General features: G+C 68.0%; 10 protein-coding genes. 5 read left to right on the forward strand and 5 right to left on the reverse strand.

Annotation, left to right across the window (positions count from 1 at the left end; translation table 11 throughout):
- The first annotated feature begins 319 nt into the window (after window positions 1–319).
- A complete protein-coding gene (locus K1T34_RS39470; RefSeq protein WP_220239805.1) occupies window positions 320–3,046 on the forward strand; it encodes a bifunctional YncE family protein/alkaline phosphatase family protein in 2,727 nt (908 codons plus the stop codon).
- A gap of 431 nt (window positions 3,047–3,477) precedes the next feature.
- Here the strand turns inward: K1T34_RS39470 and K1T34_RS39475 are convergent, their stop codons facing one another.
- The 3 genes from K1T34_RS39475 to K1T34_RS39485 form a co-directional block, all read right to left on the reverse strand.
- Window positions 3,478–3,993 (reverse strand): hypothetical protein, encoded by a 516-nt coding sequence (locus tag K1T34_RS39475; RefSeq protein ID WP_220239806.1) that lies wholly within the window; start codon window positions 3,991–3,993, stop codon window positions 3,478–3,480.
- Window positions 3,994–4,405: 412 nt separating this feature from the next.
- Complete coding sequence (locus K1T34_RS39480) at window positions 4,406–4,744, reverse strand: hypothetical protein (RefSeq protein ID WP_220239807.1); 339 nt, start codon at window positions 4,742–4,744, stop codon at window positions 4,406–4,408.
- Between the two features lie 9 nt (window positions 4,745–4,753).
- Window positions 4,754–5,197, reverse strand: a complete 444-nt coding sequence (locus K1T34_RS39485; RefSeq protein ID WP_220239808.1) for a VOC family protein — start codon at window positions 5,195–5,197, stop codon at window positions 4,754–4,756.
- 690 nt (window positions 5,198–5,887) lie between these two features.
- On the opposite strand from K1T34_RS39485, the gene K1T34_RS39490 reads away from it, so the two are divergent.
- Window positions 5,888–6,538, forward strand: coding sequence for a hypothetical protein (locus tag K1T34_RS39490; RefSeq protein ID WP_220239809.1), 651 nt, complete (start codon window positions 5,888–5,890; stop codon window positions 6,536–6,538).
- A 533-nt stretch (window positions 6,539–7,071) separates the two neighbouring features.
- Here the strand turns inward: K1T34_RS39490 and K1T34_RS39495 are convergent.
- Window positions 7,072–8,211 carry a LuxR C-terminal-related transcriptional regulator gene (locus K1T34_RS39495; RefSeq protein WP_255637885.1) on the reverse strand — a complete coding sequence of 380 codons (1,140 nt, stop codon included), beginning with the start codon at window positions 8,209–8,211 and terminating at the stop codon, window positions 7,072–7,074.
- Between K1T34_RS39495 and K1T34_RS39500 the strand changes: the two genes are divergently transcribed.
- The 3 genes from K1T34_RS39500 to K1T34_RS39510 all read left to right on the forward strand — a co-directional run bounded on the left by K1T34_RS39500 (window position 8,210) and on the right by K1T34_RS39510 (window position 10,977).
- Window positions 8,210–8,629: an ester cyclase gene (locus K1T34_RS39500; protein ID WP_220239810.1), complete on the forward strand. Its 420-nt coding sequence runs from the start codon at window positions 8,210–8,212 to the stop codon at window positions 8,627–8,629. The two genes, K1T34_RS39495 and K1T34_RS39500, sit on opposite strands and share 2 nt — an antisense overlap.
- 337 nt (window positions 8,630–8,966) lie before the next feature.
- Entirely contained in the window at window positions 8,967–9,206 is a 240-nt protein-coding gene (locus K1T34_RS39505; protein WP_220239811.1) for a hypothetical protein, read from the forward strand.
- A 496-nt stretch (window positions 9,207–9,702) separates the two neighbouring features.
- Window positions 9,703–10,977 carry a flavin-dependent oxidoreductase gene (locus K1T34_RS39510; RefSeq protein ID WP_255637886.1) on the forward strand — a complete coding sequence of 425 codons (1,275 nt, stop codon included), beginning with the start codon at window positions 9,703–9,705 and terminating at the stop codon, window positions 10,975–10,977.
- Window positions 10,978–10,981: 4 nt separating this feature from the next.
- On the opposite strand, the gene K1T34_RS39515 is transcribed toward K1T34_RS39510, so the two are convergent.
- Window positions 10,982–11,458, reverse strand: coding sequence for a cupin domain-containing protein (locus K1T34_RS39515; protein WP_220239812.1), 477 nt, complete (start codon window positions 11,456–11,458; stop codon window positions 10,982–10,984).
- Window positions 11,459–11,529 lie beyond the last annotated feature (71 nt).

Genomic DNA, 11,529 nt, shown 5'->3' on the forward strand with positions numbered 1-11,529 from the left:
TAATCCAGAAGTTAACCAGGTAAGCTATGGGCAAATTGCTAGCTCGTCGAAAAAGTTGTGGACGGGCACTGTGCTCGATCGGCGGTCGAGTTCACATGGGCAGCGGACATACCTAACGGGAATCGTCGATTTAACCGTATTGTTTGGTTCGTCGCCTTTGAATGTGACAGGTGCTCGTCTGACCCTGTTCTGATGGCATCCCGTAACCCGCTGGCCATCCCTTTACTCCGCCAGGGCAATCGCGCGTTCGGTGCGGCGCCGTCTTGGGGTTGTTTAGTTCCCGGAGTCCCCTCCGAACATTTGTTCTGTGAAAGGATCGATGGTGCAAGTTCAACGACGACGGTCTGCCGCGCGCAAGCGCTGGACGATCGCTGGCTCTGCCGTGGTCATGCTCACGGTCGGCGGCGTCGCGTCCGCCGCGGTGGCCCACGTCCCGGACAACCCGTTCGGTACGAGCATGCTCGGCCAGCACGACGCGGCCGGGCGGATCCTGACGTCGGACAACCACTGGATCTCCCCGTTCGGAGCGCGTGCGGCCACGTTCTCCGCGCAATCGATCGGTAGCGCCATCAGCCCGGACGGCTCGAAGGTGGCGGTGCAGACAGGCGGCACCAACTCCGGCACGCCGTCGATCACCATCCTTGACGCCGCAAGCGGTTCGGTGCTGCAGACGTTCGGGGGCACCGGTGTCGCGGCACCGGTGTACTCGCCCGACGGCTCAGCCCTGTATGCCGCCACGACTGCCAGCGTCCTGAAGTACGCAGTCGGCTCCAACGGCATGATCACCAACCCGACCGCGCCGGCGAAGCTCGCGCTGCCGGGCGGGTCGCTGCCGTACGGGCTGACGCTGTCGGCCGACGGCGGGAAGCTGTACCTCGCGCTGAGCGGCAGCAACAAGCTCGGCGTGGTCGACACCGCCACGAACACGCTCACGGCCCAGGTGGCGGTGGGGAATGCGCCGCAGGCCGTCACGATCGCCGGGAACAAGGCGTTCGTGTCGAACCGCGGTGGCCGTACCGCCGTCGCCGGCGACACGACCAACAAGTCCGACGGCACGAACATCGTGTCCGACCCGGTGACCGGCGCTTCGGCGACGGGTACGGTCTCGGTGGTGGACCTCGCGACCAACACGGTCGTCGACACCGTCAACGTCGGTCTCCAGCCGACGTCGCTGACCCAGCACGACGGCGCGGTGTTCGTGACCAACACCAACAGCGACACCGTCTCGGTGATCGACGCGGCCACGCACAAGGTGACGCAGACCGTCAACGTGGAACCGCTGCCGGGTATTCAGGTCGGTTCGTCGCCGAACTCGATCGCGTTCACCGACGCGAAGCACATGCTGGTGAGTGTCGGCCGCGACAACGCGCTCGCGCAGTTCGAATACGACGGCCCCCGCAGACCGGTGAAGTACCAGGGCCTGATCCCGACCGACTGGTACCCCAACCAGGTGCAGTTCGACGCCAGGCTGGGCAAGGTCATCGTCAGCAACCAGCAGGGCATCGGCACCGACGGCGCTCCGCAGAGCTATGCCTACAAGGGCACGCTGACCTCCTTCGCCATGCCGGACGGCCGGCAGCTCGCCGACACGACCCGGCAGGTGTTCAGCAACAACGCCTGGGACCGCCCGGCGCAGGCGGGGAACGAGCAGTCGGACGCCAACGGTCACGGCCGGCTGACAGCGATCCCGCGGCAGCACGGTGAGACGTCGCCGATCAAGCACGTGTTCATGATCATCAAGGAGAACCGGACCTACGACCAGATCCTCGGCGACCTGGGCAAGGGCAACGGCGACCCGTCGCGGACCAGCTTCGGCGCCGCTGTCACGCCGAACGAGCACAGCATGGCGAACACGTTCACGACGTTCGACAACTTCTACGACAACGGCATGCTGTCGGCGGACGGGCACAACTGGCTGACGCAGGCCGAGCCCAACGACTACCTGGCACAGGACGCGGCCAGCGCCTGGGCCCGGAGCTACCCCTACAACGCCCGGGACGCGCTGGCCTACCAGCGCGACGGGTTCATCTGGGACGCCGCCGCACGCGCCGGCAAGTCGGCGCGCAACTACGGCGAATACGAGGCCATCGCCAGCGGAACCCCCGGCTCGTGGCAGCAGTACTACGCGGACTCGCAGATCCTCGAGGGCAAGGCCACCGGCAGCCTCCCGGTGGCGATGGACGCGTACAAGTCGTACTCCGACGTGCCGTCGAACAACGCCATCAGCAACCCGAACTTCCCTCAGTTCAACCTGGCCATCCCCGACCAGTACAAGGTCGACGTCTGGGAGCAGGACTTCAAGAAGGCCGAACAGACTGGTGATCTGCCGGCTCTGACGACCATGTCGCTGCCCAACGACCACACCGGTGGACCCGCGACCCCGCGGGCCCAGGTCGCCGACAACGACCTGGCCGTCGGCCGGATGATCTCCGACATCTCGCACAGCCGGTTCTGGAAGGATTCGGCCGTGTTCGTGTTCGAGGACGACACCCAGGCCGGCACCGACCACGTCGACGGGCACCGTGCGCCGTTCTTCATCGCCAGCCCGTACGCCAAGCGCGGCGTCGTCAACAGCGAGTACTTCACGCAGGTCAACGCGGTGAAGACGATCGAACAAATCCTCGGGATGCAGCCGCTGAACCAGGAGGACCGCGCCGCGACGCCGATGTTCAGCGCGTTCACCGACACGCCGAACGTCACCCCCTACACCACGGTGGCCAACCAAATCCCGCTCACCGAGGGCGTGAGCAACCTGATCCCGGTGACTCCGGCCTCGGGTTCCCCGTCGGCTCAGGCGAGCGTGGCCCCGGCCGCTCCCGCCGACCAGCAGCAGACGGCGGATGCCTGGGCCCAGTGGCACCAGAACGTGGCGATGCCGAAGCTGACCGGAGAACACGCTCAGGTCGACGGAGTGAACCAGCCGCAGCTGGGCCGGTACGACTGGTACACCTCGACCGGGTGGATCAAGCCGTTCCCCGGCGACAACAAGATCCTGCGGCCTGACGAGGTTCCCGGCCGCTACCTGTTCAACGACGACAACCAGTAAATAGTCTGCCGTAACTGGGTGTCGGCCGGGGCCCGCAGGTGGGCCTCGGCCGACACCTCCGCGCACAACGAGCAGTGTGCGTGACGTCCCATCTCGCGAGGCGGCGCTCGATACGGCCGCCGAGACGATCGAAGCCCGGCCCGCAAGGGAAGGGGATCGAACGCACTGTGTGCGATTCTTCTGATGAGGCGGACGAGCAGGTTCCCTCGTCGCGGTCCCATGAGGGCCGTCCGGCACATCCCCGAGCTGGCGAACCGCCTGGCCGACCGGGCCGATCCGTTGGCGCGGCAGCTGACCGGCGTGTTCCGCGAAGAGATCCCGTTCTATCGGCCGGCATCAGTCAGTGGCATCCACAGCGCCGGCACCGGTTCGGGCGGCCGATGTTGCGGTTCGTACTGGCCACCACGCGGAGCGGTGCGGCCGCGTCTTGTTCAGCCAGGGATGGGAAGGCGCGGGTGTCGCTTGAGAACGTGGGGTTCGGCGACGGGGCCGGGCCAAAGGACGACGTGGTAAGTGTCGTCGCCGTGGATTCGGTCGTCGGAGATGGTGTCGAAGCCTTTGGCGTAGGTGTGGGCGGTGTAGTTGCCGGGTGGGACGGCGGTGCGGGGAGTGGTGGGTCGGTAGTCGAGTTTGGACACGACGATGCGGCCGCTGGTGATGCGGAGGCCGGCTTCGGTGACGTGGTCCCAGTCGTCAAGGTTGTCGTCGGGCGGGGTGGTGCGGACGTCGAGGATGACGGGCAGGGTGCGGCGGCGGGCGGTGCCGACGCCGATGGCGCCGTCGGTGGCGGCGACGAGGTTGTTCATCAGGTCAGTGATGAAGGCGCGGTTGGTGTCGGGGCGGGCGGTGTCGTCTTGGACGAGGAAGCTGCCGTAGTCGGCGAACACGTCGAGCTCGACATAAGCGAGCCACGTCTCGTCGGCGCTCGTGGGTGACTGGTCGGGCATGAGGTGGACCTGGGCTCCGTCGGGTAAGTGTTGGATGGTGCGGGCGAGGGGACCTCCGGCGCGCATGGCAGGTGACGGCGTCCTTGGCGATGAGATGCCAGGCGCCGGCGAAGGCCTGGGCGCCGCGGACGTCGGGGTCGGCGAGCAGCCAGGCGGTCCAGTGCTCGAGGCTGGTGCCGATCTGGGTGCGGTCGGCGGTTTCGGGTTGGGCCGGCCGCCGGCGAGCTCGGCGACCGCGGAGATGGTGGTGCGAACCGGGCCGAGGCTGTCGTGCAGCTGCGCCGCGGCCTCGGCGACGCGCGTGCGGGTCGCCAGCACATCGTCGTCACGTTGCCGCGGTCGTAGTTGCGCGGTCGCACTGCCTGCCGCCACGCGTAGGCCGGGGCATGCTGATTGCCCTGGCCGGGATCGTTCATGCGGGAAGGGCGTCTCCGGGGAATCCGTGGCACGGGAGAACCTCGCAGCGCATCATCCCGGCTCGCACGCAGGGGTCCTTGGCCATGATCTCCGTGGCTTCTTCGGCCGGCACGGTCATGATCGCGACGCCGGCCATGGTGTCGGAGGCGACCGGGCACAGGATCGCGATCACCCCCTCAGCGCGCAGCGACACCATCCGTCGCTGGTGTTCGAGTTCGATCGCGTCCGCGCCGTCCGTGGTCCGCTCCGGACCCCACTGAAGGAGCACCAAGCTGTAGGGCTTCGCGGTCGCGGCCAGAGCCTGGATCTGTTCGTCGGTCACGGTCGTGCTCATGATGTCTCCTTACTTCTCGATGCGCTCGGCCAACGAGACGATGATTCCTTCGGGCCCGCGGATGTAGGCCATCCGCCACACGCCCTCGTATTCGCCGATGCCGCCCACCAGGCCGTAGCCGTCGGCTGCGGCCTGGTCGACTGCGGCGTGCAGGTCGTGCACCTCAAAGGCGACGTTGCGCAGGCCCAGCTCGTTGGCCGGCGCGGCAGGCGAACCCGGCAGATGGTCCGGCCGTGTGAAGCTCGAGAGCTCCAAGGTCGTACCTCCGCCGGGCGGTCGCAGCATGACGATCTCGGTGCGGGCGGCGGTCATGCCGATCACCGTGTCCAGGAACTCGCCCTCGACGGCCATCTTCGGGTCGGCCTCCAGCCCGAGGCCGACGAAGAACGCGGTCACGGCGTCGAGGTCGGCGACGGTGATGCCGACATGGTCGAAGCGCCTTACGAAGGTCATGGGAGCCGATCGCGACGTCATGACCACCACCCTAACGAGGATTGAGGACTGGTGAGGGCACCTGCCACGATTTGTCCATTGGGGACGCCCGGTCGCCGTCGTTCATTCGCTCGACTCAGGTGAAACTCGCTTTGCGCGGTGGTGCGGCCACTTTGGTCGCGGGCGTGTGTGCGGAACGCGGCCTCGAGGACGCCGTCGCGACGGGCCGAACCGCCACTTCGGGGAGATCGCGGCGACCAGTTCGCTCGCGCCGACGACACGGAGGGCTCGCACGTGCACCCGCAGCCGGGGCGCCAGCTGCTCGACGGAGTCGGCCGCGGTATCGGCGGGACGCGTGCGCAGGGCTCCACTGTGGAGCAGCAGCTGGCGGAACAGGCCTTCCACCGGAGCCGATCACCCCGCGAAGACCGGCGGCGACTGTGCCTGCGGAGTCCCCACCCAGGGTGACACGGGCAGGGTCGCCACAAGCGACATACAACCGCGGCACTATGTCTGCTTTGTCGCGGTAGGCCGCTGACCTTCAGCAACACCGAGTCTGCCGAACGGACCAACGGCTGTTCCGGTTGGTTCAGACCGTCCACAAGACGTTACAAAGCCCCGGTAACGAACATCAGCCGTCCGTCGATTCAGTGATCGACATCGCCGTTGTCTCTTGAAGGATTGCTCGTGACCGAGGATGTACCGGAACTCGTGGAGACACCCATCGTCGCCGCACCACCGCGTCGCTCCCGCTGGAGTTTTCTGGCGATAGGCGCTGCGATCGGTCTCGTGGTCGGTGCGGCCGGCGTTGGCGTGCCGTGGTTCCTGAGCGCGCACGACTCCGGCGTGGTCAGCGGACTGCCGCTCAAGGCGCCAGACACGCTGGGCGGCGTCGACCGGGCAGATGTCTATCCGGTCAAGGTCAAAGACGACTACGCCCACCGCCAGTTCGCCCAGCGCAACGCCACCAACGACCGGGAGAACGGCAACCGCATTTCCGTCGCTTACGGTGCGCCGGCGCTGGTGCAGACCTACACCGCCGTGGACTTCACACACTCGTTTCAGATCACCGCGGTGCGGGCGCACGCCCCGGGACTCGCGATCCCGTACGAGGACAAGAACAGCGGCCTCGCCGGCCCCATCAACGAACTCCGCCAAGTAGGCGACGTGTCCTGCGTTCTGCACAACAACCTGGCGCCGTCCGAGCAGCTCTCGCCGGACAAGACGTCGGTCGTGGTGTGCCAACGAACGGATGCCGTCCTGACGATCCAGCTCAAGCCCCTCGGCGACGACACGAAGGAATACAACGACCCGGCGGCGTGCGCAGCGATGATCAACGAAGCGTGGGCCAAGCTGCACTGAGGGTGCCACGCATCGGCAATCGCTCGGTTACCACGGTGGTCAACGCCTCGAGCTGCTCCTCATGAACTCCAGCAGTCTTCAACGACTATCCACGCATTCGATATCTGCGGTCGGAGACGTCCGACCCACCGCGCGCCCTGCAGCTGCGATCGATCAGCATTGACCTCAGCCGCCCCTCGGGCAGCGAAAATGTTCCAATGCGCTGCGCAAGCTTGACCCGTCCCCCAGCACACCGCGGCGCCCATCAACACGTCGCTATTCCCGATTCATGATCAATATCGGTGAGAAGTGGTCGCGTTGGCGGTTCGGTGGGCGCCGATGTCAGTATCGGTCATGGCCGGTAATCCGTTGTGCTCGATTTCCTCAAAACCCGGGCTGCGGTCGCAGTGCCGATGGTGGTCGCCGTTGTGGGCCACCGACTGTCGCGGCGACTCGAGTTGTGGGAGGCCGGCGCGATGGCGAACTCAGGAGCTGATCAAGGCGCGTCGGACGGAGCGTGAGGGGTTCGTCGATGGATGCACGCGATGGCCCGGTCAGGGCGGTGGCGGGCTCAGCAGGAGGGCGACGAGGTCGCGTCGGCTGCGGACGCCGGTCTTGTCGAAGACGGCCTTGAGATGATCTTGCACGGTGTGCGCGGAGATGTGGAGGGTCGCGGAAATCGTGCGGGTCGGGTTGCCGCGCAGTACGAGGGTGGCAACCTCGGCCTCGCGTGCGGTGAGTCCGTGCGCAGAGAGCATGAGCGGCACGGCGGCGCGGGGCTCCACGGGTTCCGCGACGACGGTGATGTGCGCGGCGTCGGGCGGCCCGGCAAGGCGGGAGGCGTGCAGGTTGAGCCAGGGTCCGGCGCGGGTGCGGACCCGGGTGCTGGGTAGCGGGCCTGCGGGGTGCCGCTCGAGGCCGCGAAGGGCCGCCGCGACGCCGTAGACGGCCACGGGCAGCGGCAGCTGGCCGGGCTCGAGCAACGAGAGCAGGTGCTCGGCCTCCGGGGTCATAGCGATCGTGCTGAGGTCGTCGGCGAGTAGCACGACTCCGGGCCGTAATGCGGGGTCGGCGGCCGGGGAGCCCGGCAGCAGCATGGTGTTGCGCAGGGCCTGGGCGATGTGTGGGGAAACGCGGGCGAGGGTGGCCGCTTCTGCCGCGGTGAAGCCAAGTTCATGGTCTTCGCGATGCAGGCACAGGTAGCCCCAGCACTGGCCACCCGCGATCAACGCGGACCGCAACTCATCGCCGAGACCGAGCGGGCGCATGATCTCGCGGTAGCGTTCGCTGGCCGGCCGGTCGCGGCGGGTCGTCGAGTCCAAGCTGGCCACCGGCCGCGCGGCGGTGGCCAGGGTGGCGAACTTGTTCACGTCGTCCCGGCCGAACTCGTTATCCAGGAACAACTGCGTCACCGTGCCGAGCGGCTCGTCCGGCCATGCGCCTGTGAGCAGCAGCGTCTCCGGATCCGCCGTCGCCAGGAATGCCGCGTCGTTCGGGATCAGCCGGCGCAGCGCCCGGAGTACCTCGCGCCGCACGCCCTCGCGGTCCATGCCACCGTGACACAGCCGAAGGAGGTCCTGCTCGGCGCGGCCGGATCTCGCCATGTCCACAGTGTCACTCGCGAGCGGCGGAAATGGAAATCCCAGATCGTTGGGATGGTTTGGGTACCGGTTGGGCCAGACGATGAGCGGCATGACTACAGAACACAGCAAGCATCTTGTAGACGCGTTCATCCAGGAACTGTTCACCAAGGGCGACCTCAGCGCCGTCAATCGCTACCTGGACCCCAGCTTCGTCAACCACGACCCGCCGTTCCCCGGCGCCCCGGAGGGACCCGAGGGCATGCGCATGGCAGCCGCCATGTTCCGGCAGGCCCTGCCCGACTGGCACAGCGACCTGGACCGGCTGATCGCGGAGGGCGACATCGTGGTCGAGGTGTTCACCGCGAGCGGCACGCACCGTGGCGAGCTGATGGGTGTGCCCGGCTCCGGCAAAACCTTGACGCTGCGCGGCATCAACGTCTTCCGGATCTCGGGTGACCGGATCGTCGAGCGCTGGGGCCGGCTCGACGACCTCGGGCTTCTCCGGCAGCTCGGGCTGGCTGACGGGTAACAGACGAGGCCGAGCTGGTGAGCGGCGTTCCGAAGCTCAGACAGTTCGACAATGCGGAATGGCGCCGGGACCGCGCGAACAGTTCGCACCGTCGGCCGAACACGTTCGGCGTGGACGCGGTCGAGGTACCGGACGAGCTGGACGTCGCCGGCGACACGCAGCGGGCGTTCGCGGCGAAGCCCGGCCGGCTGAGTATCCGCTCGGTGTAGCACGCGCTGAGCCGGATCCGTTCCCATTCGGTCACCGAGAGCGGCCCCGGCTTTGTCGAGGCCGCTCGCCGGCACGCCGTGCAGGCCGATGTTGTGGAGGGGCCGGCCTTGCGCAGCGCCGTCACGTCGTGGGCCGGCAGCCCCATCGCCTGGGCGGCTCGGCCGGGTGGCTCGCCGACCGCGCGGGAGTGCCCGCCCCGCCGCCTGCTGCGCAGATCCGTGAAGTCGGCCGGGTGACGTTCAACCTCGATGCGCTAGAGCTGAACCAGGGCAGTTGCGGTGTACCCGGGGAGCAGGCGAAGCTGGTGTCGTGGTTCCCGCAGCGGCTCGACCGAGGCTGTGGCCATCGCCATTTGATCACCATCTGACGACAGAAACTCTGCCCCGCATGCAGGAACAGGGCTTCTGACCTTCGGTTTCAGTCGGCGCGCGGTAATGGGCTGGCACTAGTGACCGCTTCCGTGTCAGGGAAGTGCGGCACATCGCTTGACCTGGCCGAACGAGCGCCATCGCAGGTCATGGGTTCGGGTTCCTCCCGTAGGGGCGGGTTCGGCGCTGTTGCCTCGGGTTGCCGTCGCCGGGGGATCGCCACGTTTTCTGGCGGGCCGGGTGGTGCACGCCATCGACGGGCTGCTCCCGCCGCGGGTAAGCCGCCGGATGTCTTCCAGACCTGCACGGCATCACCATTTCCTGGCCGGACGGAGCTCCGGCGAGCCGCAGAGCCCCACTCGAATGGCCCAGCGATGCCCAATCTCCATCCAACGGCCCATTGATAGCCAAGATCGTTGAGATTTGGTCCCGGGAACTCGACCCGCCACCGCACCACCACCGCTCGGGGGGTGGTGCGGATCTCCCGTCTCCGTGATGCTGGCACTCGGGGTCGAACCAGGGGAGGTGGCCGTGAAGGTCGTCATCGTCGGAGCGGGGGTCGGGGGGCTGACCGCGGCGTTGCGGCTGCACCACGAGGGCATCGAGTGCGTCGTCCACGAGCAGAGCGAGCGGATCTCCGAGCTGGGTGTCGGGATCAACGCCTTGCCTCACGCGGTCAAGGAGCTCGCCGCGCTGGGGCTGCTCGACGCGCTGGACGAAGTCGGGATCCGCACCCGCGAGCTGTTCTACACCCATCGGCTCGGGCAGGTGATCCTGCGCCGGCCGTGCGGGCTCGACGCGGGCTTCACGCTTCCCCAGTTCTGCCTGCACCGGGGCCGGCTCCAGGGCATGTTGCTACGCGCGGTCCGGGACCGGCTCGGCCCCGACGCGGTGCGGACCGGGCACCGGCTGACCGGGTTCGACCAGGATGCCCACGGCGTCCGCGCGCATTTCGCCGACCGGCGAAGCGGCACGGAGATCACGGTTCCCGGCGACATCCTGGTGGCGGCCGACGGAATCCACTCGGCCGTGCGGTCGCTGCTGTTCCCGGCGGAGGGCCCGCCCCGTTGGAACGGCGTCATGATGTGGCGCGGCGCCACAGACTGGCCGGAGTTCGACGGCGGACGATCGATGATCGTCGCCGGCGGCACCGCGGCGAAGCTGGTGATCTACCCGATCGCCCCGGGCCTGAGCACAGGCACCCGGCTCACCAACTGGGCCGTCTGCATCCGCACCGGGCAGCCCGGTGCCGCCCCGCCGGAGCGGCAGGACTGGGCCAAACCCGGCGACCGGGCCGAGCTCGCCCGCTACCTCGGACGATTCCGGTCGCTGGTGGTCGACCACGTCGCGCTGGTCGAGGCCACCGAGGAGATCTTCGAGTTCCCGATGTGCGACCGCGACCCGCTGCCCGCCTGGTCGCACGGACGCGTGACGCTGCTCGGCGACGCCGCCCACCCGATGTACCCGATGGGCTCCAACGGCGCCGGCCAGGCGATCCTCGACGCCACCAGTCTCGGCCACAACCTGGCGCGGCACGCCGATCCCGCCGAGGCGCTCGCGGCGTACCAGGCCGATCGCCTCGCGGCCACCGGCGAGATCGTGCTCCGCAACCGCCAGGGCGGGCCGGAGAACGTGATCGACGAGGTCGAACGTCGCGCTCCGGGCGGCTTTTCCCGCCTCGAAGACGTGATCGACGCGGCGACGCTCGAGGCGATCGTCACCGGCTACGCGCAGGCTTCGGGTGGCTCGCAGCAGCAGGTGAACAAGTGAGGGTTCAGGCGCCCTCCACCGAACCCGGCGGCAGGAAGTTGACATCGTGCAGCGCCGACACCCGGACGACCTCGGCCGGGTCCTCGAGGTTGTGCAGCTTGTCGAACAGTTCGGCGAGCCGCCCGGCCGGGCTCACCCAGAACAGTCCGCGGGTGATGCCTTCGCTGCGGTTGTAGTACGCGTGGGGCAGGCCCCTGGGCATCCGGACCGTGTCGCCGGGGCCCGCGGTTTCCCACGCGCCGTCGAGGTAGAGGGTGAACACGCCTTCCAGGATGTAGATGTGCTCGTCCTGCGTCGGGTGCACGTGCGGCGGGACGCCGGTTCCGGGCGGGTCGAGGGTCTCGAACGCGAAGCTCGATTCGCTCGCCGCCTTCATGGAGTAGGTGTGCCCGAGCACGTTCCACACCTTGTCGCGCATGCCCTCCTGGGCGAGCGTGATCCCCTTCGGTAGGGGACCGAGCACGATTTCCTCGCCGGTCATGACACCTCCTGGCCGATGGTTCGTCAGCTACGCACTCTGCGCCACCGCGGTCCCGATGTACAACCGCCGGA

This window comes from Amycolatopsis sp. DSM 110486, from assembly GCF_019468465.1.
Taxonomy (GTDB): domain Bacteria; phylum Actinomycetota; class Actinomycetes; order Mycobacteriales; family Pseudonocardiaceae; genus Amycolatopsis.

Bases quoted from the DNA above. Each gene is read 5' to 3' on its own strand.
- K1T34_RS39470 (WP_220239805.1), top strand. From the start codon at position 320: ATGGTGCAAGTTCAACGACGACGGTCTGCCGCGCGCAAGCGCTGGACG.
- K1T34_RS39495 (WP_255637885.1), bottom strand. From the start codon at position 8,211: ATGCCGCTCATCGTCTGGCCCAACCGGTACCCAAACCATCCCAACGAT.
- K1T34_RS39485 (WP_220239808.1), bottom strand. From the start codon at position 5,197: ATGACCTTCGTAAGGCGCTTCGACCATGTCGGCATCACCGTCGCCGAC.
- K1T34_RS39510 (WP_255637886.1), top strand. From the start codon at position 9,703: ATGCTGGCACTCGGGGTCGAACCAGGGGAGGTGGCCGTGAAGGTCGTC.
- K1T34_RS39515 (WP_220239812.1), bottom strand. From the start codon at position 11,458: ATGACCGGCGAGGAAATCGTGCTCGGTCCCCTACCGAAGGGGATCACG.
- K1T34_RS39480 (WP_220239807.1), bottom strand. From the start codon at position 4,744: ATGAGCACGACCGTGACCGACGAACAGATCCAGGCTCTGGCCGCGACC.
- K1T34_RS39475 (WP_220239806.1), bottom strand. From the start codon at position 3,993: ATGCCCGACCAGTCACCCACGAGCGCCGACGAGACGTGGCTCGCTTAT.
- K1T34_RS39500 (WP_220239810.1), top strand. From the start codon at position 8,210: ATGACTACAGAACACAGCAAGCATCTTGTAGACGCGTTCATCCAGGAA.